This window comes from Streptomyces sp. Ag109_O5-1 (genome assembly GCF_003814875.1).
GTDB lineage: Bacteria > Actinomycetota > Actinomycetes > Streptomycetales > Streptomycetaceae > Streptomyces > Streptomyces sasae.
In genome coordinates, this window is sequence record NZ_RKQF01000001.1 from 1,345,410 (window position 1) to 1,371,869 (window position 26,460).

Genomic DNA, 26,460 nt, shown 5'->3' on the forward strand with positions numbered 1-26,460 from the left:
GGCCGGCCCCCGCGGCCTCGCCGCGAACGCCGGCCGCCGAGGCCGTACCCCCGTAGGGGACTACTCAGCCCAGCCCCCGCGAATCCTGCTTCAGCGCCGTGTCGACGGTCAGCGCCGTCGCCACCACCAGACTCCGCAGCGGCTCCGGCAACTGGTGGTGAATCTGCAGGACGTAGTTGTCGGCGGTCGTGAACATCGTCTTCGCGAGCCCCTCCCACGTCTTCGTGATGCGGGCCACCTCGTTGTCCGCGTGGTCGACGACCGCGAAGTTCCACGCCCGCCAGTTCTCCGCCTTGATCGCACCGACCTTCTGGCCGCCCGCGTTCATCGCGAAGTTGATCTTCCCGATCATGTTCTGCTGGACGATCTCACCGACCGGCGAACCGTCCGGACGCGTCACGACCACCCGGGACTTGAAGACCTTCGCGGGCCGGGTCAGCACCAGCTGCGGCTGCCCGTGGGCGTCCCTGATCTCCAGCTTGTGCGTCATGAACTGGTCGAGACTGGAGACGAACCGCGCGATCTTCTTCAGCGCGCTCTGATCGACCTCGACCACCGAGCCGAGCTCCCGGCCGTTCTGGTCCATGACCTTGTACTCGTTGGTCAGCTCGATCAGCTTGGCCTTCTGGTTCACCACCAGCACCGGCTCGGTGAACAGGGTGCCGCCGCCGGCACCCCCGCCCGCGACCCCGGCCTGCTGCTGCACCTGCCGCTGCACGCGGGGGTCTGCGGCCGGGGCGGCCTGCCCCGGCACCGCGCCCTGCTGATTCGTGTGGTCGGTCCACTGGGCGCCGTCCCAGTACCGGAGCGTCTGGGGCGCACCGTGCGGATCGGGGTACCAGCCTTCAGGAGTGTTCGATTGCGTCGTCACCGGGGCACACTACCCCGATGTGACCGGCACCTGATCAGCCCGCACGATGCGCCCTCACCGCCCCGTCAGTCGGTGCTGATCGCCGGGTCGCTGACGCCCGGACGGCCGTTCTCGACATGTCCGGCGAACCGCCGCACAAAGGACTTGTCGGCGTCGGAGGTGACGGTCACGTCGTACCAACGACGGCTGTGCGCGAGGTCGACGGTGTGCTTCACGGTCGCCCCGGCCCGCACGGTGACCGTGCACGGCTTGCCGCCGTACCCGTTCGCCAGCGTCAGCTTCACCGTGCCGGAGCCCTTGTTGGCGAGGGTGAGCTCGATGTCGTCGCCGACGGGGCGCGCCGTGACCTCGGGGCCCGCCACCTTGCCGGGACCCTGGAAGGTGCGCAGGAAGCCGTTCGGGCCGTGCACGGTCAGGTCGTACGAGCCGTTCGAGTACGCCGTGTTCCAGGTGTCGGAGACGGACTTGCCGGCCTCGGTGGTGTAGCTCCAGGGGCCGTCGGTGCGGTTGTTGGAGGTGACCAGGAAGGCTGCGCCGGCGTGCGCACCCGACGCGAAGGCGAGCGTGAACCTACCGGTCGCCGCGTCCAGCGAACCGTCCACCACCGGGGCGTACTTGAGCGGCCGGGTGGGCCGCGAGCCGCGCTCCTGCCTGGGCAGGACCGGGTTGGCCGGCGGGGTGGGCACGTAGTCGGGGTGGCGGTTCTTGTCCGGCGGCTGGTAGCCGTCCGTGGCGGGCAGCGCCACCGGCTTGGTGTCCTTGCGGGAGAAGTCGAACGCGGCCGTCAGGTCACCGCTGACGGCGCGCCGCCAGGGCGAGATGTTCGGCTCGTGGACGCCGAAGCGGTTCTCCATGAACCGGATGATCGAGGTGTGGTCGAGCGTCTCGGAGCAGACGTAACCGCCCTTGCTCCACGGGGAGACGACGATCATCGGGACGCGCTGGCCGAGGCCGTAGGCACCGGCCGCGTGGCTCGCGTCGCCCTTGAAGAGGTCCAGGCTCGGATCGACCGTGGACTTGCCCTGTGCGGCGGAGGCCGGCGGGAACGGCGGGATCAGGTGGTCGAAGAAGCCGTCATTCTCGTCGTACGTGATGAACACGGCCGTCTTCGCCCACACCTCGGGGTCGGCGGTGAGCGCGTCGAGGACCTGCGAGACGTACCAGGCGCCGTAGTTGGCGGGCCAGTTGGGGTGCTCGGTGAAGGCCTCGGGGGCGACGACCCAGGAGATCTGCGGCAGCTTGCCGGCCTTGACGTCGGCCTTCAGCTGGTCGAAGAAGCCCTCGCCCTTGGTGGCGTCGGTGCCGGTGCGGGCCTTGTCGTACAGCGGGTCGCCGGGCTTGGCGTTCTGGTACTGCTTGAAGTAGAGCAGCGAGTTGTCGCCGTAGTTGCCGCGGTAGGCGTCCTGGATCCAGCCCCAGCCGCCGGCCGCGTCCAGGCCGTCGCCGACGTCCTGGTAGATCTTCCAGGAGACGCCCGCCTTCTCCAGGCGCTCCGGGTAGGTCGTCCAGCTGTAGCCGGCCTCGTCGTTGCCGAGGACCGGGCCGCCGCCCTGGCCGTCGTTGCCCGTGTAACCCGTCCACATGTAGTAGCGGTTCGGGTCGGTGGAGCCCATGAACGAGCAGTGGTAGGCGTCGCAGACGGTGAAGGCGTCGGCGAGCGCGTAATGGAACGGGATGTCGTCCCGGTTCAGGTACGCCATGGTCGTGGAGCCCTTGGCCGGCACCCACTTGTCGTACTTGCCGCCGTTGACGGCGTTGTGCGTGTCGCTCCAGCCGTGCGGGAGGTCCTGGATGAAGGCGAGGCCCAGGTCGTCGGCGTCCGGGTGGAAGGGCAGGATGTCCTTCGTACCGTTCGACTGGTTCCACACGGACTTGTTGTTCTGGGTGACCGGACGCGGGTCGCCGAAGCCGCGGACACCTCTGAGGGTACCGAAATAGTGGTCGAACGAACGGTTCTCCTGCATCAGGACGACTATGTGCTCGACATCCTCGATCGACCCCGTGCGGTGGTTCGCGGGGAGCGCGGCGGCGCGCTCGATGCTGCTGGAGAGCGCCGTGAACGCCGTGGTGGCGCCCGCGAGTTGAAGGAATCGGCGCCGGTTTACTTCGGTCATGGGTGAACGACCTCTCATCCTGACGTACGGATGGCCGGAACAGGGCGGACAGTGCGCGGGAGCGAGTGTTCCAAGGGCACCGAACGTCAGGGAAGGGTCTGGTGGCGCGGATGTGAATCTCGGAGGTACGCGAGGTAGGCGGTCGGTAAGGAGGCGGGCGGACCCGGTCACGGACGAGGGGACGACCTCGGCCGTGACCGGTCGGCCGGGGTGTCAGCTGATGAAGGAGCCCGCGGCGCAGGCGCTCTCCGTCACCCACTGGTGGGACAGGATGTTGTCGTTCATGGAGTGGCCGTCCGTGAAGTGGTCACGGGTGAGGTCGTCCACGTAGAGCTCGCCCGGCTTGAGGCAGCCGTAGCCGCCCGAGTAGTTGGCGTAGTAGTAGAAGGCCACGACGTCCTTGCCGCCGACGTAGCCGCTGTTCATCACGGAGGAGGCGACGTTGCCGACGCCCTGGAAACCGCCGGAGCCGTCGGCCCAGTTGGCGTCGTTGCCCGCGGTGACGCCGAGCAGGCCGCCCGCGCAGTCCCAGTCCTTCCAGGCCCGCACATTGCCGTCGCGGCCCGGCCACTGCGCGTTGCAGCCGGCGGATGCCTGGGCGTTCACCGGCAGGGCGAAACCGACGGCCGCGAGGGCCAGCGTGGTGAGGGCGAGGGTCATTTTGCGCATGATGAATTCCCGTTCTGCCTCGTCGGAGGCGGTCGGTGTGGGAGAGGGCCGCGGCGAGCGCCGCGGAGTCATGGGGTTCCGGCAGGTGTCAGGTGCGGGCGGGCACGATCCGCTCGGCGCGCTCCAGCGCCTTCAGGCGCACCTGCCGGTAGGCGTCCAGCCGGGCGCCGTACTCGCCGTCCAGCTGGGCCAGATAGTGGGCCTCGCGGTCCTGGCCCACGGACCTGAGGGAGACCTCGCGGGCGCAGGTGGCGTCGGCGACCGCGATCCGGGTCTCGGCGGCGAAGCTCCGGACCTCCCCGGCCCGGGTCTGGTTCGCCGGGTGCTCCCGGGTGGCCTGCCGCGCGGCGCCGGGGTCCGGGTAGGGGTGGCCGGCCCGCTTCATGCAGGCCGACCACGCGTGCACGGCGGCGGTGAACCGCTGGTCGTGCAGCAGCTTGCCGACGTAGAGCGGGCGCAGGTTGCTCGCCGTGGTGTCGAGCCGGAACCAGGTCTGCGGGTCGCCGTACAGCTGCCGCTCCGCCTCGGCGTCGCAGCCGCCGGTCTGCTTGCTGACCTTGCCCCCGCCGGGGACGTCGGTGCGCAGCAGCTCGGCCTGCCGGCCGCCGTCGAGCGCGGTGTCGTACGCGGCCTTCCGGGTCGCCGTGAGGCCCGTGCGGTAGGCGCTGTTGGGGTTGTGCAGCCGGGCGCGGTCCTCCTTCGCGGTGATCCTGCTGCCGTATCCGTAGGTACGGGCCCAGCGCACGTCGTCCTGGACGTAGCCGAGCGGCCTGCTCTCGGCCAGGCTCAGCGGGCGGTCCGTCCAGTAGCGGAACCCGCGGCGGGCCATGCACCGGGCGACCAGGGTCTGTTCGGCGTCCGAGATCCGCAGGTCCTCCGCGTAGGTGAGGTCCCGGACCCGGTGCGCGGCGGTAGGGGCCGAGCCGTCGCCGGACGCCCGGGAGCAGCCGGCGAGGGCGAGCGCGGCCACGGCGGCGACAGCGCTCAGCCGCGCGGTCTTTCGACGGAAGGCGGTGCGCTTCATCGGGCGACTCCCTGGGCGACGGCGAACGGCTCGGTGCTTACGGCCCGTTGACGCCATCGGAGGGGCGTTCGTATGACACCCGGTCGCGGGCAACTTCGGACGCGACGGATTTCGCGGCGGATCCGGGTACGCGGTCATACGAGAGCCGGCGGCCGGCCGTCTCCCGCACAGGGGCCGCTATGGCCACCCACAGAAACCAGCCAACTGCGACAGGAGGGAGAACGGCTCCCCAGGCACCGGCGGGCCCCGGCTCCGTTCGGTACGGCGGGCGTCGCGGCGGTTGTGTCGGGCCGGTCGGCCGGACGGGTTCCGGACATGACGGCCCGGCTCTCGGCCTGCCCTGACGGTGGCCGCCGATATCGTTGTCGGCATCCGCTGGGAGCGGCGATCGGGGATCGATGTTCGAAGTACGCCTGCTCGGCCCGGTGGAGGTCTGGGAGGGAGGCCGGCGGGCCCCGCTCGGCGGCTCCAGACCCCTCGCCGTCCTCGCCTCGCTCGTGGTGCACCTGGGTGAGATCGTCTCCACCGAACGCCTGGTGGACCTCGTCTGGGACGAGGAGGCCCCGGCCACCGCGGGCGCCCTGGTCGCCACCCATGTCTCCGCCGTACGACGGGCACTGGCCCGGGTCGGCACGACCGAGCTGATCCGGACCCGGGCCCCGGGATACCTCGCCGACCTCGCCCCGGACCGGGTCGACGCCCGCCGCTTCGAGGAACTCCTCGCGGCCGGGAGGTCCTTGGGGCGTACGGAGGAGGCCGCGTCGGTGCTGGCCGAGGCGCTCGGGCTGTGGCGGGGCCGGGAGGCCATGGAGGGGCTCGGCCAGTCGTTCGCGCGGATCGAGGCGGCCCGTCTCGCGGAGCTGCGGCTGGTGGCGGAGGAGGAGTCCTTCGGGCTGGCCCTGGAGCTGGACCGGGCCGACGACACGATCGCGCCGCTGCTGGCCCATGTGGCCGCGCATCCGCTGCGGGAGCGGCCGCGCGGCCAGCTGATGACCGCCCTGTTCCGCACCGGCCGGGTCTCCGACGCGCTGCGCGTCTACCAGGAGGGCCGCGCGGTGCTCCGCGACGAGCTGGGCATCGACCCGGGGCCGGAGCTGCGGGCGGTGCACCAGGCCGTGCTGACCCATGACACGGGTGTGCTGGGAACCGGGCAGCCCGCCCGGCCGGTGCCCGTGCCGACCGCACGGCCCGTACCGGTACCCGCCCCGAGGAACGGGGCTCCCCCGCCCGCACCCTCCCATCTGCCGCCGGACATCGCCGACTTCGTGGGCCGTGCCGGGCAGGTCAAGTGGGCCACCGAGCTGCTGCGCGGCGTCGGCGACACCGGCCGGACCGCACCCCCGATCGGGGTGATCTCCGGGCGCTCCGGCATGGGCAAGACGGCCCTCGCCGTGCACGTCGGCCATCGCACCGCCGAACTCTTCCCGGACGGGCGTCTGTTCGTGGACCTCAGGGCCGCCGACACCACGCCGCTGGAGCCGGCCGACGCGCTCGCCCGGCTGCTGCGCGCGATGGGCGTCGCCCCGGACACGCTGCCCTCCGGGGTCGAGGAGCTGACCGGCCTGTACCGCACCCACATCGGACATCGCCGGGTCCTGATCGTCCTGGACAACGCGGCCGGTGAGGCACACGTCCGGCCTCTGCTGCCGCCCGGCCCCGGTTCGGCGGTGCTGGTGACCAGCCGCCGCCGACTGGTGGCCCTCGAAGGCGCCGCCCATCTGGACCTCGCCGTACCGGACGAGGCCGAGGCCCTCGAACTGCTGCGCCGGGTGGCCGGCGAGGGGCGGACGGGAGCGGAGCCCGAGCAGGCCGCCGAGATCGTCGCCCTGTGCGGGCGGCTGCCGCTCGCGGTGCGCATCGCCGGTGCCCGGCTCGCCGCCCGCCCGCACTGGGCGCCGGGCCGGCTCGCCGGACGGTTGCGCGACGAACGCCGCCGGCTCAACGAACTCAGCGCCGGGGACCTGGAGTTGCGCACCAGCCTGGAGCTCGGCTACGCCGACCTCGACCCGCAGGAGCGCCGGGCACTGCGCCGTCTCGCCCTGCTGGACCTGCCCGACTTCGCGGCCTGGGTCGCCGCTCCCCTGCTCGGCATAGGGACCGAGGAGGCCGAGGAGGCCGTCGAGCGGCTGGTGGACTGCCACTTCATCGATGTGCTCGGCGTGGACGGCACCGGCGTGGCCCGCTACCGCATCCACGACCTCGCCCGGGAACACGCCCGCGAACGCTGTCTTGCCGAGGAGAGCGCCGAGGAACGCGCTGCGGCCGTGCTGCGTCTGGTCGGCTGCTGGCTGGACCTCGCCCGGAAGGCCGCCGCCCGCGGCCCCGGCGGCGCGGCCCGGCACTTCCCCGAACCGGCCGCCGTGCGCCCGCTGGACCCGGAGACCGAGGAGGCGCTGCTCGCCCGGCCGGCGGCCTGGTTCGCCGCCGAACAGGCCGGGCTGCTGGCCGCCGTGACACACTGCGCCGACCACGGCATGACCCGGGCCGCCCGGGATCTCGCCGGGGCGCTGATAGCGAGTTCGGCCGCGCTGTACAACCAGTTCGACGCCTGGTCCCACTCGCACACGGCGGCCATGGCGGCGGTGCGGCGCAGCGGGGACGTCGAGGGCGAGGCCTGGCTGTTCACCGGCCTCGGCCAACTCCGCTACGAACAGGACCGGTTCGAGGAGTCGTACGCCTACTTCGCGGACGCGCTGCGGCTTTTCGGGGAGCAGGTTCCGGACGGGGCGGCGCAGGCGCTGGCCGGGATGGGCACCGCCCGCCGTGAACAGGCCCGCTATGCCGAGGCGTTGGAGCTGCTGGAGGCCGCTCTGGAGCGGTACGGCGACGACGGCGAGGCCGGCGCCCGGGCGCGGGTGCTGTACGGCATCGGGTATGTGCACCGCGAGCAGGGGCGCGGGGCCGCGGCCCGGGAGGCCCTGGCCCGGGGCCTCGATCTGTACCGTGCCGCCGGCGACCGGCACGGCGAGGGGCTCACCCTGCGCTCCCTCGCCCTGTGCGACCGGGCCGAGGGCCGGTACGCCGAGGCCGAACAGCAGTTGCACGAGGCGCTGCGCCTCTTCACCGCCCTGCATGACACCTTCGGCGCGATGTACACCGAACAGTCGCTGGCCAAAGTGGAGTTGCGCACGGGTCGGACCGAGGAGGCGGGACGGCGGCTGGTGCGGTGTCTGGAGGTGGCCCGGGAGCGGCAGGACCGGTTCGGGGAGGCGCTGGTGCTGCGCACGCTCGGGGAGCTGAGGCTGGCGGCCGGGGACACCGACGCGGCCCGGGCACCGCTGGAGCACGCGGCCGCCCTCTGGGCCGAGTTGGGGCTGCCCTTGTGGCGGGCCCGCACGATGTGGGACCTGGCCGCGGTGTGGACGGCGGACGGCGACACCCAGACCGCGCGAGCGGCCCGGTCGGAGGCGCTGGAGGTCTTCCGGTCGGTGGGCGGGCGCGAGGCGTGGGAGCGGACGGACGAGGAGCCGCCGTAATCGAGCGGGCGGACCGCGAGTGGTCGAGGACGGACGGGCAAACCGAGAGCGGTCGTGGACCGGCAAGCAGACCGCGAGCCGCCGTGACCGGGCGGAAGGACCGCGAGCCGCCGTGACCGGACCAGCAGACCGCAAGTCGCCGTGGGCAGGTGGGCAGACCGCCAGCCGCCCTGGGCAGCCGGGCGAACCGCAAGTCGTCGTGACCGGGCGGGTCTGCAGAAGCCCTGGTGGGGCGCTTGCAGGGAACCTGCAGCGCAGTTGCAGGGGGGCCGGGCACTGTTGTCTGCGTGACGGACATCATCACGCTCTCCGACTCCCGGGTCGCCGCGGTCGCCGAGCAGGAGTGCGGCGAACCGCTGGTCGATCTGCGCGGGACGCCCGGACTGCGGGTGGACACCCGCCAGGCCGACGCCGACGGCAGCTACGCCCATCTGCGCTCGGGTGCGCTGCGCCGGCTCCTGGAGGCGCAGTCGCTGCTGCCCGACGGACTCCGGTTCCTGGTGGTCGAGGGATACCGGCCGCCCGATCTGCAGCGCCGTTATTTCGAGCAGTACGCGGCGATCATGCGGGCGGCCCACCCCGGCGCCGGACCGGACCGCATCCGTGAGCTGGCCAGCGCCTACATCTCCCCGCCGGAGGTGGCGCCCCATGTCAGCGGCGGGGCCGTGGACCTGACCCTGTGCACCGCGGACGGCACCGAGCTGCCGCTGGGCACGGCGGTCAACGCCACCCCGGAGGAGAGCGACGGTGCCTGCCGTACCGGGGCACCGGGCATCGGCGTCGAGGCCCGCGCCAACCGGGAGTTGATGGACCGGGCGCTGACCACGGCCGGCTTCGTCAACTACCCGACCGAGTGGTGGCACTGGTCCTACGGCGACCGGTACTGGGCCCTGCTGAGCGGGGCGCCGGCCGCCCGCTACGGGCCCGCCGCCGCACCTGTCCGGACCGTCTGACCAGCGGACCGGATCCTTCTCACCCCACGGATCCCTCATACAACGGATCCCTCACACCACGGACGACCAGCGGGGGACGACCATGGAAAGCCACGGCGGCACATGTACGCAGGATCCGCGCGAGGCGGCCCGGGACCACATCAGCCCGGGAGACTTCGACGCCGCTTTCACCGCCGACATGCCCAGACTGCGCAGACGGCTGCTCGCCCTGACCGGCAATCCGCATGACGCGGACGACCTGCTGCAGGAGACGTATCTGCGGCTGTCCCGGCGGGCCCGCGCCCGGAATCTGACGCACCAGCAGCATCCGTACGCCTACACCTGCACGGTCGCGCTGAACCTGCTGCGCGACTCCTGGCTGCACCCATCCCGCCGGGAGCGGACCACCGACCGGCTGCCCGAGGCGGGCTGGGACGGCGGGCTCGGCTCGTACGAGGCCTCGGCCACCGCCCTCGCGCTGCTGAGCGTGCTCTCGCCGAAGGAGGCGGCCGCGGTGATCCTCGTCGACCTGGAGGGGCTCACCCACGACACGGCCGGGGAACGGCTCGGCGCCCATCGCGGCACCGTGCAGCGCAACCGGATGCGGGCGCTGGCCAAGATGCGGGCGGCACTGGCCGGTTGAGTTCCGGGTGCCGCGTCCCGACGGGGGTGGGACGCGGCACCCGGTCGGTCATCGGACCCCCGCCACACATGGCTACATGTCAACGAAGGATGTGCACCTTGAGAATCACCACACCTGCCAGGGCTGTCGCCGTCGCCGCGGCTCTCGCCACGGTCCCGCTCCTGTCCGCCACCGCGCATGCCACCACCGCCCGGGCCGTCACCACCCCGGCCGCCGCCCAGGACGCCGCCTGCGGTGTGCTGGCCTCCGGCGCCTCGGCGACCGCGGAGGCGGCCGTGAACGCGGCCTGCTCCCAGATCGGCGTCTGGTACAGCTGGGGCGGCGGCCACGGCGCCACGCCCGGTGCCACGTACGGCTACTACGACGGCTCCGACCCCGACAGCCTGCACGACAACGAGCGCAAGGGCTTCGACTGCTCGGGCCTGATGCGGTACGCGTACTACCGGGCGACCGGCCGCGACCTGCTCAACGGCACGGCCGACGACCAGTACCACAGCCCGCAGGCCTCGGCCCGCTTCTCGGCGGGCCAGGGCACCGCTCCCCTGGTCCCGGGTGACCTGATGTTCTGGGGCAGCGGGTACATCCACCATGTCGCCATGTACCTGGGCGCGGGGCAGATGGTCGAGGCCTACGAGTCCGGCACCCACATCAGGGTGACGCCGGTGCGCACGGGCGGCGACTACGCGGGCGCGATCCGCATCAACCCGACCGGCACACCGGTGCCGCCGCCGGCGAACGGCGGTTCGACGTTCGAGACCTGGGGCACCGGGGTGCACACACACTCCACGCCGAGCGTGCACGCCTCGGTCGTCGACACCTTCGCCGGTCCCACCCAGGTCTCCGTCCAGTGCCAGGAGCACGCGGAGGAGGTGACCGCCGAGGGCTACACCAACGACATCTGGGCCAAGCTCGCCGACGGTTCCTGGATGACCAACATCTACATCAAGGGCCCGGCCGAACTGCCCGGCATCCCGGACTGCGGCGGCGACAACCCGCCGCCGCCGAGCGGGGGCAGCACGGCGTTCCAGACCTGGGGCACGGGCGTGCGCACGCACAGCGAGCCCAATGTGAACGCCGGTGTCGTCGACTACTTCGCCCAGCCGACGACGGTCAACGTGGTCTGCCAGACCCACGCCCAGACGGTCACGGCCGAGGGCTACACCAACGACGCCTGGTCCAAGCTGACCAACGGCGCGTGGATGACGAACATCTACATCAAGGGCCCGGCCTGGCTGCCGGGGGTCGCCACCTGCTGATCCGGACCCGGCCGCGGGGCGCCCGACGATTCGGGCGCCTCGCGCGCTTGCCTATTCACTTTGTTGACTGTTCGTAGCGGCTCGCTGCTCCAGTCTGCGCAGGGCCAGGTCCCCCCACTGGAGGTTCTCCCGCTCGAAGGACATCCCGCGCAGCAGGGTGAGATACGGGCCGATGCGGTCCGCCTCGGCGAAGTACGCCTCCTCGGAGCGGCCGGCGAGAAGGCGCTGCCTGATCCGTTCGTAGCGGGCGAGTTTGGCGGCGGCCCACTCCATGCGTTCGGCGACGGCCGTCCGGACCGCCTCGATGTCACCGGCGTCCGCGCACTGCACCTTGACCAGCAGCTCGTCGCGGACCACCGCAGGCCGGCCAGGGGGCTCGGCCGTATGAGCGCGTACCGCCTCACGGCCGGCGTCGGTCAGCGAGAACAGCCGCTTGTTGGGCCTGCGTTCCTGCTCGACCACGCGGGCGGCGACCAGTCCGTCCGCCTCCATGCGGTCCAGTTCGCGGTAGAGCTGCTGGGGCGTCGCCGTCCAGAAGTTGGCGACCGTCGCGTCGAATCCCTTCGCGAGGTCGTACCCGGAGGCCTCTCCCTCCAGGAGGGCGGCCATCACCGCATTCCGCAGAGCCATGGGGACACGCTAGCATGCGAAATTACTCAACTTTTTGAATAGGTGAGGTGGACCCCATGCACCCCTTCCGCAAGGCCGTCGAGAGCGACGACATGGACGCCGTGGCCGCCCTGCTGGCCGACGACGTCGTCTTCACCAGCCCGGTCGCGTTCAAGCCGTATCCGGGCAAGGCGATCACCGCCGCGATCCTGCGCGCAGTGTCCCGGGTGTTCGAGGACTTCGTCTACGTCCGGGAGATCGCGAACCCCGACGGCCGGGACCATGCCTTCGTCTTCACGGCGACCGTGGCCGGCAGGAAGCTCCAGGGCTGCGACTTCCTGCACTTCGACGAGAACGGGAAGATCGACGAGTTCACGGTGATGGTGCGCCCTCTGTCGGCCGCCCAGGCGCTGTCCGAGGCGATGGGCGCCCAGTTCGAGCGGATCGCCCAGGAGGCCGCCGCCGCGCAGTGACCGGCCGGGCCGTCGTCCTCCGGTTCCCATGATCGCCCGATCGGGGGACTGCCCGGTCGAGGGACTGGTGGGAGCCGGGCACGGCCACGAGACTCTGGGCCATGACCGCTTCCGACCGGCCGCAGGCGCTCGCCTGGGACACCCCCGCGGCCGCGGCCGCCTACCGCAACCGTGACATGAGGCTGGCCCGGCAGCTGATCTTCCCTGCGGTCCTGGACCGCGTAGGCGTTCCCCGGGGGCCCGGCGCGACCGTCCTCGACGTGGGCTGCGGCACCGGTGCCCTGGCCCTGGAGTTGGCCCAGGCGCGCGGCTGGTCGGTGCAGGGTGTCGATCCCTCGGCGCACATACTGGACATCGCCCGCGCCGACCGCGCCGATCCGCGCGTCGACTACCGCCTCTTCGACGGCCGTTCGCTGGCCTGGATCCCGGACGGCAGCATCGACGCGGCCGTCTGCTGCCTGGTCTACTGCACCGACCCCGACGACACCCGGCTGGCCGCGCTGACCGCCGAGATCCACCGGGTGCTCCGGCCGAGCGCCCCCTATGTCCTCGCCGACCTCAACCCGGACGCCGTGGGAGAGCGGTTCGCCACGCTCCGGTTCGGCGACGAGGGCGCGTCGTACTCCGAAGGCGACCCCGTGCCCACGGTGCTGCGCCAGCTCGACGGCACTTCCGTCACCACCGCCTGCTACTACCGTCCGCTGTCCGCGTACCGCGCGCTGCTCACCGGGGCGGGATTCCCCGCGCCTGCCACGGACACCCCGGCCCTGCCGGACTCCGACCGCCCCGCCGGGTCCGGCCTCGCCCCCTACCTGATCATCGACACCACCCGCCGCTGACCGCACGTCGGTCCAGTACGTCGGGCTCCTGCCCGACGACAAAGCCGGCCGGCAGTCGGCAGGTCGAAGTCGCCCCGGGGCCATGTCGGCATCGCCGAACCGCCGTTGTGCGCCAGGGTGGTTTCCTCCTCGCTCAGTATGCGGGGCGCGGCGGCGGGAGAACGGCCGCCCCGCGGCGCGGCGCGGCCCGACGTCCGCGCGCGGCCGAGCACCGCACCAGCGGGCCGGGACAGCCTGAGCTGACCTCCTTCCCAACTGCACGACGAACGGCAGGAGTCGGCCCAACACGGTTCGCCCCGGCCAGCAACTGCGCGCGGCCGCGGCCTGATCACGACTGCTCTTCCCGCAACGGCTACCCGGATGCGCGTCAGTTCGGGATCATGCAGCATGCGCCCGGATGCCTGGTACCTCACCGAAGACATCGACGATTTCCTCGCCCACGCCGGAGACTTCCTCCGCTCGCGCCCCGTCCTGCACAACACACCGCTGACCACGATGGAGAAGTGGCGGACCCAGCCGGGCGCGTTCACTCCCGGAACCGTTCTCTTCGGCCGACTGGAATCGGACGGCGGCACCCAGGCGATCTTCTACCGCCCGCCGAGCCACCGGCTGACCCTCACCCCGCTCTCCCCCGCCCAGGCCGACACCCTCGCCGCCTGGCTCACCGGCCTCGGCCACACCCTCGCCGGCGTCACCGCGGACCACGACACCGCCACCGCGTTCGCCGAGGCCTGGCAGCGGCACACCGGCGCGACGCCCACACTCCGCGTCCGGATGCACCTCTACCGTCTGGACACCCTCACCCCGCCGGAGCCGCACCCGGACGGACATGGCCGCCGCGTGGGCGAGCACGACCACGAGCACCTCATGCGCTGGTGCCGTGAACTCGCCGCGGACCTCGGCGAGACCGTCACCATCGACGCCGGTACCTGGGCCGGCACCCGGTTCGCCGAGAAGAGCTACACCTTCTGGGAGACCCCGGACGGCACCCCCGTCTCCATGGCCGGCGTGAACCCGATGATCGCCGGCATGGTCCGGGTGGACCCGGTCTACACCCCGGCCCGTCTCCGCGGCCGTGGCTATGCCGCCGCCGTGACCGCGGAGGTGAGCCGCGCCGCGCTGGCCGGGGGCGCCACGGAGGTCGTGCTGTACACGGACGCGGGCAACCGCACCAGCAACGCCCTCTACCAGCGCCTCGGATACCGCCGGGTCACCGACTGGGCCCCGTACGACTTCGCCTCACGGGCGCCTGCGGCCGGCGCCTCGCCCTCACCAAGGACGACGGTCTGACCACCCGGATCCCGCCGAGCGCGACGACCGCCTGATCTCCCTGCCACGAGCGCGCAACCGATCAGGCCGGCCGGGGCCGAACCGCTCACCGACAGCGGTGGTCCCCGGCCGGCTCCGCCGTCGGTCAGACGGCGTCCGCTGTTTCCGGGAGCGCGGGACGTGCAGGAGCCCGGTCGATGATCCAGATGGTGCGGTTGCGGTCGGCCAGGACGGCCGACACCGCGAGCAGGAGGGCACCGCCTGCTGCGGTGAGGGTCACCAGGAGGGCGCCGTCGGCACCGTGGGTCTGGGCGAGGCCGCCGGAGGCGGCCTGCCCGGCGGCGGTGCCGAGGGGGCCGCCCGCGCACAGGACGGTCATGGCGACGGCGGCGCGTTCGGCGGGGGCGAGCCGTTCGGTGAGGGCGTACAGGCTGATCATGTAGGGCGCGACGGTGAAGCCCGCCAGGGCGACGGCCGCGGGGACGGACACGAGCCGGGTGCCGCCGGCCAGGACGAGCATGCCCGCGAAGAGTGCCGCGGCGAAGACGACGTAGCGGGCCCGCAGGGTGAACCGCCCCGGCATCGGCAGTGCGCAGGCCGCGCCGGCCAGCGCACTGGCGATGCCGAACCCCGCGTACATGAGGCCCGCGGCACCGGGTTCGTCCTCGCTCCTGGACACCACGCCGGAGCTGTTCGACCGGCACATCGCGGTCAACCTGCGGGCGCCGTTCTTCTCGTCTTCTCGATGCAGGCCGCGGTGGCCGCCATGAACGGCCGCGAGGCACCCGGCACCACCGCCAAGGCCGGACTGGCGGGACTGACCGTCAACTCCGCGCACGCCCACCGCTGGGACCGCATCCGGATCAACGTCCTGAACATCGGCTGGACGGACACCGAGGGCGAGGACGCGACCCAGCGCCCCTTTCACGGCGCGGGCGACGACTGGCGCGAGAAGGCCGCCGCGGCCCAGCCGATGGACAAACTCGGCCAGGTCGACGAGATCGCGGACTTCGTCGTCTTCCTGCTCTCCGACCGCAGCGGTGTGGTGACCGGCTCGGTCATCGACTGCGACCAGGACGTCTTCGGCGGGATGGACTGAGCCGCAACGGGAGGTGCGCTCCCCGCGAACCGGACCGCCGAAACCTCCGTCCTGGAGCCCGCTGCACGACCACGTCGATGCCCCGGCCCTGCGCCCGGCCAGTGGAGTGACCACGCGTCGCGTCACGCGGGGTGGAAACCGGGCGTCACCATACCGTGCGGCCATGAACACACAGCGTCATATCGGTGCTGTCGGGAGAAGAGCCGACAGCACAGGCCTGTCCCACTCCGGCAGGCTCGCGGTCCTGGGCATACTGACCTTGGTACTGGTCACTCTGGCGGCAGCCGGCACACCGGCCGCCGCCGCGCTGCGTTCGGGTTCCCTCCTGACCGTGAGGTTCACCAACAACAGCGACCGCGACCTGACCCTGGGCTCGAACAGGTACAACGGGTGCCCCGCCACCCTGCCGGACCGTATCGACGCGGGCGCCACCGCCACCTGGACCCTCAACGCGTGCAACGACCCCAGCGGCAACGTGGGGACCGTGGCATTCAACATCGCCCGGGAGTCCGGGCGGGTGAACATCGGGTGGAACGCCCCCCTGGTTGGTACGGCGAGCTACACCGAGTCGGCACCGTCCAGCTACGTGGTCAGCCACAGCGGTGGACAGGGTCTCGACCCGACCGTCGACTTCACCTTCGACTGCAGCTCCAGGACCTGCGACGGAATCCCCGACAGCTGGAAGACGAACGGTGTCTACATCAACCCGGCCGACGGCAGCGCCCACACCCAGCCCGGGCCCGGCCTGAAGTTCATCGACCTGCCGGCGATGGGGGCCAGCGTCAACAAGCCGGACATCTTCGTCCAGGTGGACTGGATGGCGGACACGACACACAGCCACGCCCTCTCGGCCGACGCGATCAAGCGGGTGGTCAACGCCTTCGCGAACTCGCCGTACCGCCGCCACTCGCCGAGCACCGGCATCAACCTGCACGTGGACGCCGGGCCGGACAGCATCCTCGACTTCGCGACCAACAAGACGTGGGGAACCCTGAGCACGGCCCGAAAACTCCCCGAGACGAAGAACCTGGGAACCTCGGTCAACGGCCGCTACCAGTGGAATGCGTTCAACACGATCAAGACGGAGGCCGGAGGCTTCACCAGCACCGGTCGGGCGCCGATCTTCCACTACGCCATCTCGGCACACAACCTGGAGTCCGGCAGCACCTCCAGCGGTATCGCCCCCACCCCGGGCAGTGACCTCATCGTCAGCCTGGGCAGCTTCACCAATCAGGTGGGCACCGTCTCCGAGCAGGCCGGTACGTTCATGCACGAGTTGGGCCACAACCTCAACCTGGAGCACGGCGGGAACAACGACGTCAACCACAAGCCGCAGTACTTCAGCGTGATGAACTACCTGTACCAGATGGGCCTCACCTCCGGGTCCACCACCGGAACGATGGACTTCTCCCGTCAGAGCACCGCACTCGACGAGAACAGCCTCGACGAGAGGTCGTATCCGACCAGCAGCGGGAACTACGACCTGAAGCACTACTGTCCGAACCAGGCAGGGGGCGGCTCCTTCGTCACCGTTCCCGCGGCGGACAAGCAGGTCGACTGGAACTGCGACGGCCAGATCACGGGTCTGGTCGGCTACGACGTCAACAACGACGGAGCGCGCACCACGCTCACCGGCTGGGACGACTGGAGCAACCTCCTGCTCCGTGCCGGCTCCATCGGCACCAGTTCCTCGGGCACCATGCCGGCGCCGACCTTGGAGGACGAGATGACTCCGGCCGACGAGGCGATGAACGAACCGCTGGACACCACGCCTCCGGTCACCAGGGCCAGGACGACCCCGCGCCCCGACAGCCACGGTGTCTACCACTCGAACGTCACCGTCACCCTCACCGCCACGGACGACCTGTCCGGTGTGGCCAGGACCGAGTACGACCTCGACGGCAAGGGCTGGAAGAAGTACACCTCACGGATCAAGGTGCGCGGCGACGGCAAGCACGAACTGCTGTTCCGCTCGATCGACCACGCGCAGAACCACGAGCTCGCGAAGTCCCTAGGTATCCGCATCAAGAGCGACTCGCACGGACACGGGGGCGGGGGCTCCTGACCCCGGACTCCGGCTCCTGACCCGAGACACCCTGACGGCCCCCGGCTCGCCCGGCGGGCCGTCCGGTTTTGCCGGCCGGCGGCCGCGCTCCGCTGCCACCCCCGTGACTCACCTCCGACTCACGGCATCGTGCGCCTCATCGTCCCTCCGGGCGTCTCGTGCCGACGCGCTGTCCGGTTGCCGCTCGGCGTTGTCCACCGTTCGCGGCACGTGACAAGGGCCAGGGTGCGACGACCCCGCCCGACACTCGCGGGCCCCCGGAACAGGACCTCAGTCCAGTACGGCGGAGCCGGGTTTCCGCGTACCGCGACCGAGGTGGGCGGAGCAAGGCGGTCAGGACGGTCTCGGTGGTCCCGTCGGAGTGGACGACCCCGACCTGGTTGACGCTGTTCAGCGGCCGAGAGAGCGGGGCCGGTCGGCCAGCCAGGTGGCCGCCTTCCGCCGGAACGCGGCACAGTCCGGGCGGTGCGGCAAGGAAGCGGTCTACGACAGTTGGATGCCGAGTCGCTCCGCGAGTTCGTGAGCGTTGACGCCGTAGGTCTCCCGGATCCGTACGCCGTCGGGGCCGACGTCGAAGACGCCGTGGTCGGTGTAGACGCGGCTCACGCAGCCGACACCCGTGAGCGGGTAGGTGCACCGCTCCACGAGTTTCGGTTCACCGGAGCGGGTGAAGAGCGTCATCATCACGTAGACGTCCTTCGCGCCGATGGCGAGGTCCATGGCGCCCCCGACGGCTGGGATGTCCTCGGGCTTGCCGGTGGTCCAGTTGGCGAGGTCGCCGTCGAAGGCGACCTGGTAGGCCCCCAGGACGCAGACATCGAGGTGCCCGCCGCGCATCATCGCGAAGGAGTCGGCGTGGTGGAAGTACGCCGCCCCGGGCAGCTCGGTCACCGGGACCTTGCCGGCGTTGGTCAGGTCGGGGTCGACCGCGTCGCCCTCGGCCTTCGGGCCCATGTTGAGCATGCCGTTCTCGGTGTGCAGCACCACCCCGGAGCCGGCCGGCAGATGGTCGGCGATCTTGGTGGGCTGCCCGATGCCGAGGTTGACGAAGGAACCGGCCGGGATGTCACGTGCGATGACGGCGGCCAGTTCATCCATCGAGAGCCGGTGGTCGGCGCGCACCTGATCGCTTCGCGTGATGGTCATCGTGCCCCCTGCACGGTGTAGTGACGGGCCTCGACCTGGACGACCCTGTCGACGTAGATGGACGGGGTGACGACGGCCTCGGGGTCGAGCTTGCCGGGCTCGACGACTTCGTCGACCTGGACGATGGTCGTCGTCGCGGCCGTGGCCATGACCGGTCCGAAGTTGCGGGCGGTCTTCCGGTAGACGAGGTTGCCCATCACGTCCGCGATGTGCGCACCGATCAGCGCGTAGTCCCCCTTGATGGGGTACTCCAGCAGGTACTTCCGGCCGTCGATCTCCCGTTCCTCCTTCCCCTCGGCCAGCGGTGTGCCGACCGCGGTCGGGCAGTAGAAGGCGCCGATACCGGCACCGGCCGCGCGCATCCGCTCGGCGAGGTTGCCCTGCGGCACCACCTCGAGTTCGATCTTCCCCGCGCGGTAGAGGCCGTCGAAGACCCAGGAGTCGGCCTGGCGTGGGAAGGAGCACACCACCTTGCGCACCCGGCCCGCGGCCAGCAGCGCGGCCAGCCCGACATCACCGTTGCCGGCGTTGTTGGACACGATCGTGAGGTCCTTCGCGCCCTGCCGGATGAGCGCGTCGATCAGATCGAACGGCATCCCGGCCAGGCCGAAGCCTCCGACGAGGATCGTTGAGCCGTCCTCGATCCCGGCGACGGCGGCGTCGGTGCTTTCGAGGATCTCCGCGCGGCTCATCGGTCCGCCCCCGTGACAGCGCAGTTCTCGAGTACGACGGCCAGGCCCTGACCGACTCCTATGCAGATCGCGGCGACGCCGTAGCGCTGTCCCGTCTCGCGCAGCACCTTGGCCAGCGTGGCGAGGATCCGGCCGCCCGAGGCGCCCAGCGGATGTCCGATCGCGATGGCGCCGCCCTTCTGGTTGACGATGGCGGGGTCGATCTTCCACGTGTCGACGCAGGCGAGCGACTGCACGGCGAAGGCCTCGTTGAGCTCGACCGCGCCCACCTGGTCCCAGCCGATCCCGGCCCGGGCCAGTGCACGGTTGGCGGCCTCGACCGGGGCGTAGCCGAAGGCCTGCGGCTCCAGCGCCATCACGCCGCGGCCGGCGATACGGGCGATCGGGTCGGCCCCGATCACGGCCGCGGCCTTCTCGCTGCCCAGCAGCACCGCGGAGGCGCCGTCGTTGAGGGGGCTGGCGTTGCCCGCGGTGATGGTTCCGCCCTGCTCCGCCGTACGGAAGACCGGCCGCAGCCCGGCCAGGACCTCCGGCGTGGATCCGGCCCGGATGCCCTCGTCGCGGGCGAGGTCGACGCCCTCGACCGGCACCACCAGGTCATCGTAGAAGCCCGACTCCCATGCGGTGTGGGCGAGTTGGTGGGATCGGGCGGCGAACTCGTCCTGCCGTTCGCGGGAGATCCCGAAGCGCTCCTGGAGCTGTTCGTTGGCCTCGCCGAGGCTGACCGTCCACTCCTTCGGCATCCGCGGGTTGACCAGCCGCCAGCCGAGCGTGGTGGAGACCGCGGTGACGTCGCCGGCCGGGAACGGTTTCGCCGACTTCGGCAGCACCCACGGCGCTCGCGTCATGGACTCCACGCCGCCGGTCAGCACCACCTCGGCGTCCCCGGACTCGATCGTGCGACTGGCCGTCATCGCCGCGTCGAGGCTCGACCCGCACAGCCGGTTGACCGTGGTGCCGGGCACGCTCACCGGAAGACCGGCGAGCAGCGCCGCCATGCGGCCGACGTTGCGGTTCTCCTCGCCGGCGCCGTTGGCGTTGCCCCACACCACGTCGTCGATCGCGACGGGGTCGAGGTCCGGCACCCGGGCGAGCGTCGAGGTGATCGCGGCGGCGGCGAGGTCGTCGGGGCGCACCCCGGCCAGCGCGCCGTTGAAGCGGCCGAACGGCGTGCGTGACGCGGCGTAGAGGAAAGCACTCATGGCAGCGACGCTAATCCCGGGCCACGATATTCTGAAGTACGCATATTCGAGCCGATTGATATGGAAGACATATGGATCTGCGTCACCTGCGGTACTTCGTGGCGGTGGCCGAGGAGCGCCACTTCGGTCGCGCCGCCGAGCGGCTCCACATGGCCCAGCCGCCGCTCTCCCAGCAGATCCGCCAGCTCGAGACCGAGCTCGGCGTCGAGCTGCTCCACCGCACCACACGCCGGGTCGACCTCACCGAGGCCGGCCGGGCCTACCTCGAGCGGGCGCGCGCGATCCTCGCCGACGTCGACGAGGCCGCCCACCACGCACGGCTCGTCGCCGCCGGCTCGGTGGGCCACCTCGCGATCGGATGCGTGGGCTCGGCGACGTACAGCCTCCTGCCCGCACTCTCGCGGCGGCTCACGGAGGAGCTTCCCGGCGTCGACTTCTCCTTCCGCGGCGAGATGCTCGCGCCCGACCAGGCCGACGCGCTGCGCACCGGCGCGATCGACGTCGCCCTGCTGCGTCCTCCGGCGGCCGACCTCTCCCTCACCGTGCACACTCTGCGCCGGGACCGGCTCGTCGTCGCCGTACCGGTCGACCACCCCCTCGCCCGCCGGAAACGCCTGCGGGCAGCGGACCTCGCCCGTGCCGACCTGATCGTGCACTCCGCCGACCGCCGGTCGGTGATGTACGACGTGGTGCTGGGCCTTCTGCGCGACGCCGGTGTCGAGCCGCGCATCCGCCACGAGGTCGGCGAGACCTCGACGCTGGTCACGCTCGTGGCCGGCGGCCTCGGCGTCGCGGTCGTGCCCGAGCCCGTGACCGCGTTGGCGCTCGACGGCGTCACCTATCTGCCGCTGGCCGGCGCCGACGCCCGCGTGGAGCTGGCCGTCGCCCACCGCGCGGACCGCTCCGAGCCGCACCTGGCGCGCACCGTGGGGATCATCCAGGCGATGTTCTGAGACGTCCACCGACGCCGGACAAGGCCCCGCACTTGGCGCGACAACCCCGCCTGGCAACGTCGGGTGATTCAGTGGGCCCGGTGGGCGCCGGCCTGCGAAGCTGCCACCCCAACGGCTGTCCCTCCCCCTGGGCTCGGCCTTTACGGAAACTCATCCTCACCAGGAAGTCGCCGTGGCCGGTGCGCGCCGCGGTCTCGTCGGGCAGCGCGAAGAGTCTGGCCCGGATCGACGCCCGCGGGGTCGGCCGGCCCCTGAAGGAGCGGCCGGGTAGAGCTGCACGAGCACCATCTTCGATCGCATCCCGGTCACTTCCGGCCGTTCAGTGTGATCATTCGATTCGGCTGCACCTGGTTGCCGGAATCCGGGGGAGGCACTGCTGCCGGTCCCGGCGGCGGCAGGTTCAGGAGGCCGGGCCTCAGTTCAGTACGGCGGGGTTGATCGTTCCGCGCTGCACCTTCGCGTCGTGGGGCTCGGCGAAACCGGCGTCGGTGATGTAGAGCCGGTTTCCGCGTACCGCCACGGAGGTGGGTGAAGCGAGGCCGTCCGACGCGGTCAGGGCGGTCTCGGTGGCCCCGTCGGGATGGACGACCGCGACCTGGTTGAGGCCGTTCTGCGCGGCGAACACCACGTCGGTGCGGTCGTTGAGAAAGTTGAAGTCGCCGACGCCGGTGAGGCCGCTGGTCACGGTGTGGATCCGGCCCGGGGCTCCGGTGGCGGTGACCGGGATCCGCAGCAGCGTACCGGATGTTGCGAGAGCGCCGGCTGCACCTCGCGAGGCGGCGGGGCCTCGGCCACGCCACCCGCCTACCACCCGTCTCCTGGATGGCCCCTGCCGCCCGGCAGGTCGGGCTCGGCCAGGAACCGCCATTCCCCGGCCGTCGCACGTCAGCCGCCCCGCCTGAAGACATGTCCGCAGGACATGACCACGAAAGGCGTGCACCACCAGCGAAGAATCCGCTGGTGAGCCCCCTGCCCCTGGCAGCCGACCACAGCCACTCAGCGCCTCTTCAGCGGCTCATCGGTCCGACTGCTCGTCGCGCCGTCCCCGTACGCGAGGCGAACCAGCACGTGACCTCACACCACCCTGACCAGCGGCGACACGCTCAACAGCCTAAAAGGGTGCGGATTCGAGCCGGATTCGACCCGAGAACCCCAGACTCCAAAACGATCAGTAGTTGAGCTGCAGTGATGATGATTCTTGCCGCTGTATCGGGCATCCATCAACAGATGGGTATCACATTCGCAATTAAGCGGACGTGTTTGGGCGATTAACGCTACGCAGTGAGTAGTCGCACTCGCCGTCGCCCTCTCCGGCCAACCCAAGCGCGAACCGAACAGCAGCACCACCCGGGCCACCTACTCTGGCGACTAGGGGCTGACAGAACAGGGCTCTGACCAGCCTCTTTACAGAAGTCCTTCCGCCTGACAGAAGCCACCTTGCCGAGCCGACACAAGCCTCACGACCCTGATTCCAACCACGGCACGCGGGGCGACGGAGCCCCGCCGACAGGGACGGGAACCCCATGCCTCACACGACCGCCTTCGCCAGGAACCAGTGGTACGTCGCCGCCTACAGTCATGAGGTGGGGCGGGAGTTGCTCGGGCGGACGGTGCTCGGGGAACCGCTCGTGTTCTACCGGGCCGAGGAGGACGGTGCGCCCGTCGCCCTCAACGACCGCTGTGTGCACCGCCGTTACCCGCTGTCGGAGAGCGGGCTCGACGGGGACCGGATCGTGTGCGGGTACCACGGGTTCACCTACGACCGGACCGGCGCGTGTGTGTATGTGCCGGGGCAGAAACGCATCCCGCGTACCGCCCGCGTCGCCTCCTACCCGGTCGTCGAGCAGGACTCCCTGGTGTGGGTGTGGATCGGCGACCCGGCGCTCGCCGACCCGCAGTCCATCCCGCGCGCGCGTCACCTCGACGCCCCCGGCTGGACGACCGTCCGGGGCATGGAGCCGATCGACGCCGACTACGGCCTCCTCGTCGACAACCTCCTCGACCTCTCCCACGAGACCTATCTGCACGGCGGCTACATCGGCACGCCCGAGGTCGCCGAGACGCCCATCACGACCGAGGTCGACGAGGGCGCGGGGATCGTGCGGGTGAGCCGGCACATGGACGACGCCGAGTGCCCGCCGTTCTACGCCCGTTCGACCGGGATCGAGGGCCGGATCACCCGCTGGCAGGACATCGAGTACCACGCGCCGTGCCTGTATCTGCTGCACAGCCGGATCGCGCCGGTCGGTGTGGTGCCGGAGGCCGACGGCAGCGACCCGAACGGCTTCCACACCGAGATCACCTATGCGATCACCCCATCCTCGGACGGCAAGGTGTACGACTTCTGGATGGTCTCCCGGGACTGGGCGACGGATGACGCCGAGGTCACCGAGTTCCTGCGGGGCAACAACCACACGGTGGTCATGCAGGACGTGGACGCCCTCAACCTCCTGCAGCGGACCCTGGGTTCGGAGCGTGCCGGCTACCAGGAGCTCAGCATCAACATCGACACCGGCGGTCTCGCCGCCCGCCGTATCCTCGCCCGGCTGGTCGAGGAGGGCGACAAGCCCGTGGAGAAGGTCCTGTGAGCACACCGACCGGCGAGGTCTACCGCATCGACTGGCTGCCGGGCACCGACGTGCTGCACGGCACCTGTCACTGCGGGGCCGAGCACACCGCCCAGGACCCGGTCGAGATGTGGGAGTGGATGCTCGGCCACCCCGAAGGACACCAGCCCCCGGAGAGCACCGCATGAGCACGTACGAGGCCGAACTGATCGTCAGCGAAAGGGTGTCGGCGGCCGACGGTGTCCTCGCCCTCACCCTTCGGCACCCCCTCGGCGAAGAGCTTCCGGGCTGGGAGCCGGGGGCGCATCTCGACGTCCTGCTCGGGCCGGAGCTGGAGCGGCAGTACTCGCTCTGCGGGGACCCCGGGGACCGTACCGCCTGGCGGATCGCGGTGCTCCGGGAGCCCGACGGGCGGGGCGGATCCGCCTACGTCCACGAGCAGTTGGGCGTCGGGGACAAGGTGCGGGTGCGCGGGCCGCGCAACCACTTCCGTCTCGAACCGGCGTCCCGCTACCGGTTCGTCGCGGGCGGCATCGGGATCACCCCGGTCCTGCCGATGCTCGCCGCCGCCGAGGCCGCGGGCGCCGAGTGGACCCTGCTGTACGGCGGACGGACCCGGCAGTCCATGGCGTTCACCGACGAGTTGGCGCGGTACGGCGGGGAGCGGATCACCGTCGCCCCGCAGGACGAGACCGGGCTGCTGGATCTCGGCCCGGTACTGGACGTCGTCCCGGACGGCACGCTGGTCTACTGCTGTGGTCCGGGGCCGTTGCTGGACGCGGTGGAGGCCCGCTGTCCGGCGGGCGTGCTGCGGGTCGAAAGGTTCCAGCCCAAGGAGCAACAGGCAGGCGGGGAGCGGGAGTTCGAGGTCGTTCTCGCGCAGAGCGGCCGTAGTCTCACCGTCGCACCCGGCGTCTCCGTGCTCGACACCGTCCGGGCCGCCGGGGTCGAGGTGCTCTTCTCCTGCACCGAGGGCACCTGCGGCACCTGTGAGACCGATGTCCTCGAAGGCACCCCGGACCACCGGGACTCGGTGCTCACCGAGGAGGAGCGGGCGGCCGGGGAGACCATGCTCATCTGTGTGTCGCGTTGCCGGGGGGAGCGTCTGGTGCTCGATCTGTGATCCGCAGGTCCGCCTCGATCGCCGCCACGGCCGCCCGCAGGCGCGGCAGCAGCTCGCGGCGGGCCCTCGCAGCGGAGGTCCGGCCGGAGTGCATCGCGAGCGTCACCCCGGCCACCACCCGGCCGCTCCGGTCCCGTACCGGGGCGGCCAGCGTTCTGACCCCGCTCTCCGGGTCGCCGTCGAGGATCGCGTACCCCTGACGCCGTATCACCCTGGCGTGGGACGAGGGGGACTCCGACGCCCGCGCCGGCAACACCCGGCCCGCCGCTGTGTCGTGGGCCGGAAAGCGGGCTCCCACTGCGATCGTCGCCGCCATCACCTGCCGGGCCGGGACCCGGGCGACGCACACGACGGCGTCGCCGTCCAGGATGCAGAGCGCGGCCGACTCCCCCGCCACCGCTACGAGTTGCTCCAGATGCGGCTGCGCAAGGCTCGGCAAGTCGAGGCCGGAGAGATAGGCGTGGCCGAGCTCCAGGACGCGCGGGGTGAGGCGGAAGCGGCGGCCGTCCGAGTGCACGTAGCCCAGGTCGGCGAGAGTGCGCAGCAGGCGGCGGGCGGCGGCGCGGGGCAGGTCGCAGGCGCGGGCCACCTCGCTGAGCGTGCGCGCCGGATGCTCGGCGTCGAAGGCGCGGATGACGGCCAGGCCGCGCTCGAAGGACCTGACGAAGTACGGTGCGCGGGCATCACTGGACATCGGCGCCTCCCCGGTCCGACACAGGCCGAGAACACGGTGAGAGCGCGGTTCGATAACTGTCAACAATTTTGTCAGCTAAACCCATTGACCGGGTCGTCCAGCCGGTTCTACCTTCCCGCTGAGCACCAACCGAGCGCCATTGTGCGCACAGCGCACAGCCTGTCGGAACACCGTTGTCTGCACAGGAGGAGCCATGCGTCGTCTGCTCGCCGGTCTAGCGACCGGCATCTTTCTGCTCGCCACGGCGGCCCTGCGGCTCCTCCGGGGGCTCGTCGTCCACCTCGCCCTCGTCGGGCGGCACCACCACCGTCAAGGTGGGAATCATCCCCATCGTCGATGTGGCCCCCCTCTATCTCGGCCAGAAGGAGGGCTTCTTCGGCAAGCGCGGTCTGGCGCTGTCGATGACGCTCGCGCAGGGCGGTGCGGCCATCGTGCCGGGTGTGACAAGTGGTCAGTTCCAGTTCGGGTTCTCCAATGTGACCTCGCTGATGATCGCCCGGTCCAACGGCGTGCCGGTGCAGGCGATCGCCAACGGCGTGGCCTCGACGGGCGTCGCGGGCAAGGACTTCGGCGGGCTCGTCGTGAAGAAGGGCAGCAGCATCACCTCGCCGAGACAGCTGGAGGGCAAGAAGGTCGCCGTCAACACGCTGAAGAACATCAATGAGACCGCCGTACGCGAGTCGGTCCGCAAGGCGGGCGGCGATCCGGACAAGGTGCAGTTCGGTGAGCATCGTGGAGGGGCGG

General features: G+C 71.2%; 23 protein-coding genes and 2 pseudogenes. 14 read left to right on the top strand and 11 right to left on the bottom strand.

The genetic code is table 11. From position 1 onward, the window contains the following. Positions 1-64 precede the first annotated feature (64 nt). The 4 genes from EDD90_RS06160 to EDD90_RS06175 form a co-directional block, all read right to left on the bottom strand. Positions 65-871, bottom strand: coding sequence for a phospholipid scramblase-related protein (locus EDD90_RS06160; protein WP_123972125.1), 807 nt, complete (start codon positions 869-871; stop codon positions 65-67). Between the two features lie 65 nt (positions 872-936). Continuing rightward, entirely contained in the window at positions 937-2,985 is a 2,049-nt protein-coding gene (locus tag EDD90_RS06165; RefSeq protein WP_123972126.1) for a phosphocholine-specific phospholipase C, read from the bottom strand. Positions 2,986-3,198: 213 nt separating this feature from the next. Then, positions 3,199-3,654, bottom strand: a complete 456-nt coding sequence (locus EDD90_RS06170; protein WP_123972127.1) for a hypothetical protein — start codon at positions 3,652-3,654, stop codon at positions 3,199-3,201. An 88-nt stretch (positions 3,655-3,742) separates the two neighbouring features. Further along, positions 3,743-4,678 carry a hypothetical protein gene (locus EDD90_RS06175; protein WP_260327664.1) on the bottom strand — a complete coding sequence of 312 codons (936 nt, stop codon included), beginning with the start codon at positions 4,676-4,678 and terminating at the stop codon, positions 3,743-3,745. Between the two features lie 398 nt (positions 4,679-5,076). On the opposite strand from EDD90_RS06175, the gene EDD90_RS06180 reads away from it, so the two are divergent. From EDD90_RS06180 to EDD90_RS06195, 4 genes are all read left to right on the top strand, one after another. Further along, a complete protein-coding gene (locus tag EDD90_RS06180; protein WP_123972129.1) occupies positions 5,077-8,154 on the top strand; it encodes a BTAD domain-containing putative transcriptional regulator in 3,078 nt (1,025 codons plus the stop codon). Between the two features lie 287 nt (positions 8,155-8,441). Continuing rightward, positions 8,442-9,107, top strand: a complete 666-nt coding sequence (locus EDD90_RS06185; protein WP_123972130.1) for a M15 family metallopeptidase — start codon at positions 8,442-8,444, stop codon at positions 9,105-9,107. A gap of 82 nt (positions 9,108-9,189) precedes the next feature. After that, positions 9,190-9,729 (top strand): RNA polymerase sigma factor, encoded by a 540-nt coding sequence (locus EDD90_RS06190; protein WP_123972131.1) that lies wholly within the window; start codon positions 9,190-9,192, stop codon positions 9,727-9,729. Positions 9,730-9,833: 104 nt separating this feature from the next. Then, on the top strand, positions 9,834-10,985 hold the full coding sequence (locus EDD90_RS06195) for a C40 family peptidase (RefSeq protein ID WP_398928452.1): 1,152 nt from the start codon (positions 9,834-9,836) through the stop codon (positions 10,983-10,985). Positions 10,986-11,036: 51 nt separating this feature from the next. Here EDD90_RS06195 and EDD90_RS06200 read toward each other — a convergent pair whose 3' ends face one another. After that, entirely contained in the window at positions 11,037-11,615 is a 579-nt protein-coding gene (locus EDD90_RS06200) for a PadR family transcriptional regulator (protein ID WP_123972133.1), read from the bottom strand. Positions 11,616-11,671: 56 nt separating this feature from the next. Here EDD90_RS06200 and EDD90_RS06205 point away from each other — a divergent pair, with 56 nt between their 5' ends. The 3 genes from EDD90_RS06205 to EDD90_RS06215 all read left to right on the top strand — a co-directional run bounded on the left by EDD90_RS06205 (position 11,672) and on the right by EDD90_RS06215 (position 14,196). Then, positions 11,672-12,067, top strand: coding sequence for a nuclear transport factor 2 family protein (locus tag EDD90_RS06205; protein WP_123972134.1), 396 nt, complete (start codon positions 11,672-11,674; stop codon positions 12,065-12,067). Between the two features lie 101 nt (positions 12,068-12,168). Then, complete coding sequence (locus EDD90_RS06210; protein WP_123972135.1) at positions 12,169-12,906, top strand: class I SAM-dependent methyltransferase; 738 nt, start codon at positions 12,169-12,171, stop codon at positions 12,904-12,906. A gap of 387 nt (positions 12,907-13,293) precedes the next feature. After that, on the top strand, positions 13,294-14,196 hold the full coding sequence (locus EDD90_RS06215; RefSeq protein WP_123972136.1) for a GNAT family N-acetyltransferase: 903 nt from the start codon (positions 13,294-13,296) through the stop codon (positions 14,194-14,196). Between the two features lie 124 nt (positions 14,197-14,320). Here the strand turns inward: EDD90_RS06215 and EDD90_RS06220 are convergent, their stop codons facing one another. After that, on the bottom strand, positions 14,321-14,857 hold the full coding sequence (locus EDD90_RS06220; protein WP_185149698.1) for a hypothetical protein: 537 nt from the start codon (positions 14,855-14,857) through the stop codon (positions 14,321-14,323). Between EDD90_RS06220 and EDD90_RS06225 the strand changes: the two are divergent. Together EDD90_RS06225 and EDD90_RS06230 are read left to right on the top strand one after the other, a co-directional pair. Next, a pseudogene (locus EDD90_RS06225) lies at positions 14,841-15,274 on the top strand (SDR family oxidoreductase); the annotation flags it as partial. The gene EDD90_RS06220 and the pseudogene EDD90_RS06225 sit on opposite strands and share 17 nt — an antisense overlap. A gap of 163 nt (positions 15,275-15,437) precedes the next feature. Then, a complete protein-coding gene (locus EDD90_RS06230; RefSeq protein ID WP_123972138.1) occupies positions 15,438-17,339 on the top strand; it encodes an OmpL47-type beta-barrel domain-containing protein in 1,902 nt (633 codons plus the stop codon). Between the two features lie 483 nt (positions 17,340-17,822). Here EDD90_RS06230 and EDD90_RS06235 read toward each other — a convergent pair whose 3' ends face one another. The 3 genes from EDD90_RS06235 to EDD90_RS06245 are packed head-to-tail and all read right to left on the bottom strand — an operon-like array spanning position 17,823 to position 20,379. Next, complete coding sequence (locus tag EDD90_RS06235) at positions 17,823-18,485, bottom strand: 3-oxoacid CoA-transferase subunit B (RefSeq protein WP_123972139.1); 663 nt, start codon at positions 18,483-18,485, stop codon at positions 17,823-17,825. Continuing rightward, a complete protein-coding gene (locus EDD90_RS06240) occupies positions 18,482-19,177 on the bottom strand; it encodes a 3-oxoacid CoA-transferase subunit A (RefSeq protein WP_123972140.1) in 696 nt (231 codons plus the stop codon). The genes EDD90_RS06235 and EDD90_RS06240 overlap by 4 nt, the downstream gene beginning before the upstream one ends. Further along, on the bottom strand, positions 19,174-20,379 hold the full coding sequence (locus EDD90_RS06245) for a thiolase family protein (protein ID WP_123972141.1): 1,206 nt from the start codon (positions 20,377-20,379) through the stop codon (positions 19,174-19,176). Before EDD90_RS06245 ends, EDD90_RS06240 begins: the two co-directional genes overlap by 4 nt. Positions 20,380-20,450: 71 nt before the next feature. On the opposite strand from EDD90_RS06245, the gene EDD90_RS06250 reads away from it, so the two are divergent. Continuing rightward, positions 20,451-21,332 (top strand): LysR substrate-binding domain-containing protein, encoded by an 882-nt coding sequence (locus tag EDD90_RS06250; protein WP_123972142.1) that lies wholly within the window; start codon positions 20,451-20,453, stop codon positions 21,330-21,332. Between the two features lie 415 nt (positions 21,333-21,747). Here EDD90_RS06250 and EDD90_RS06255 read toward each other — a convergent pair whose 3' ends face one another. Further along, positions 21,748-22,017: a hypothetical protein gene (locus EDD90_RS06255; protein ID WP_260327666.1), complete on the bottom strand. Its 270-nt coding sequence runs from the start codon at positions 22,015-22,017 to the stop codon at positions 21,748-21,750. Positions 22,018-22,855: 838 nt separating this feature from the next. Here EDD90_RS06255 and EDD90_RS06260 point away from each other — a divergent pair. Genes EDD90_RS06260 through EDD90_RS06265 form a run of 3 tightly spaced genes read left to right on the top strand, consistent with a single transcriptional unit; the run spans position 22,856 to position 25,022 of the window. Further along, complete coding sequence (locus EDD90_RS06260) at positions 22,856-23,920, top strand: aromatic ring-hydroxylating dioxygenase subunit alpha (protein WP_123972143.1); 1,065 nt, start codon at positions 22,856-22,858, stop codon at positions 23,918-23,920. Continuing rightward, positions 23,917-24,087: a hypothetical protein gene (locus EDD90_RS55145; protein WP_185148957.1), complete on the top strand. Its 171-nt coding sequence runs from the start codon at positions 23,917-23,919 to the stop codon at positions 24,085-24,087. Before EDD90_RS06260 ends, EDD90_RS55145 begins: the two co-directional genes overlap by 4 nt. After that, complete coding sequence (locus tag EDD90_RS06265) at positions 24,084-25,022, top strand: PDR/VanB family oxidoreductase (protein ID WP_123972144.1); 939 nt, start codon at positions 24,084-24,086, stop codon at positions 25,020-25,022. The genes EDD90_RS55145 and EDD90_RS06265 overlap by 4 nt, the downstream gene beginning before the upstream one ends. On the opposite strand, the gene EDD90_RS06270 is transcribed toward EDD90_RS06265, so the two are convergent. Then, entirely contained in the window at positions 24,973-25,716 is a 744-nt protein-coding gene (locus EDD90_RS06270; RefSeq protein ID WP_123972145.1) for an IclR family transcriptional regulator C-terminal domain-containing protein, read from the bottom strand. The two genes, EDD90_RS06265 and EDD90_RS06270, sit on opposite strands and share 50 nt — an antisense overlap. A 193-nt stretch (positions 25,717-25,909) precedes the next feature. On the opposite strand from EDD90_RS06270, the pseudogene EDD90_RS06275 reads away from it, so the two are divergent. Continuing rightward, positions 25,910-26,444 (top strand): annotated as a pseudogene (locus tag EDD90_RS06275) (ABC transporter substrate-binding protein); the annotation flags it as partial. Positions 26,445-26,460 lie beyond the last annotated feature (16 nt).

Bases quoted from the DNA above. Each gene is read 5' to 3' on its own strand.
- EDD90_RS06165 (WP_123972126.1), bottom strand. From the start codon at position 2,985: ATGACCGAAGTAAACCGGCGCCGATTCCTTCAACTCGCGGGCGCCACC.
- EDD90_RS06170 (WP_123972127.1), bottom strand. From the start codon at position 3,654: ATGCGCAAAATGACCCTCGCCCTCACCACGCTGGCCCTCGCGGCCGTC.
- EDD90_RS06175 (WP_260327664.1), bottom strand. From the start codon at position 4,678: ATGAAGCGCACCGCCTTCCGTCGAAAGACCGCGCGGCTGAGCGCTGTC.
- EDD90_RS06180 (WP_123972129.1), top strand. From the start codon at position 5,077: ATGTTCGAAGTACGCCTGCTCGGCCCGGTGGAGGTCTGGGAGGGAGGC.
- EDD90_RS06190 (WP_123972131.1), top strand. From the start codon at position 9,190: ATGGAAAGCCACGGCGGCACATGTACGCAGGATCCGCGCGAGGCGGCC.
- EDD90_RS06200 (WP_123972133.1), bottom strand. From the start codon at position 11,615: ATGGCTCTGCGGAATGCGGTGATGGCCGCCCTCCTGGAGGGAGAGGCC.
- EDD90_RS06205 (WP_123972134.1), top strand. From the start codon at position 11,672: ATGCACCCCTTCCGCAAGGCCGTCGAGAGCGACGACATGGACGCCGTG.
- EDD90_RS06210 (WP_123972135.1), top strand. From the start codon at position 12,169: ATGACCGCTTCCGACCGGCCGCAGGCGCTCGCCTGGGACACCCCCGCG.
- EDD90_RS06215 (WP_123972136.1), top strand. From the start codon at position 13,294: ATGCGCCCGGATGCCTGGTACCTCACCGAAGACATCGACGATTTCCTC.
- EDD90_RS06230 (WP_123972138.1), top strand. From the start codon at position 15,438: ATGAACACACAGCGTCATATCGGTGCTGTCGGGAGAAGAGCCGACAGC.
- EDD90_RS06235 (WP_123972139.1), bottom strand. From the start codon at position 18,485: ATGACCATCACGCGAAGCGATCAGGTGCGCGCCGACCACCGGCTCTCG.
- EDD90_RS06240 (WP_123972140.1), bottom strand. From the start codon at position 19,177: ATGAGCCGCGCGGAGATCCTCGAAAGCACCGACGCCGCCGTCGCCGGG.
- EDD90_RS06245 (WP_123972141.1), bottom strand. From the start codon at position 20,379: ATGAGTGCTTTCCTCTACGCCGCGTCACGCACGCCGTTCGGCCGCTTC.
- EDD90_RS06250 (WP_123972142.1), top strand. From the start codon at position 20,451: ATGGATCTGCGTCACCTGCGGTACTTCGTGGCGGTGGCCGAGGAGCGC.
- EDD90_RS06260 (WP_123972143.1), top strand. From the start codon at position 22,856: ATGCCTCACACGACCGCCTTCGCCAGGAACCAGTGGTACGTCGCCGCC.
- EDD90_RS06265 (WP_123972144.1), top strand. From the start codon at position 24,084: ATGAGCACGTACGAGGCCGAACTGATCGTCAGCGAAAGGGTGTCGGCG.
- EDD90_RS06270 (WP_123972145.1), bottom strand. From the start codon at position 25,716: ATGTCCAGTGATGCCCGCGCACCGTACTTCGTCAGGTCCTTCGAGCGC.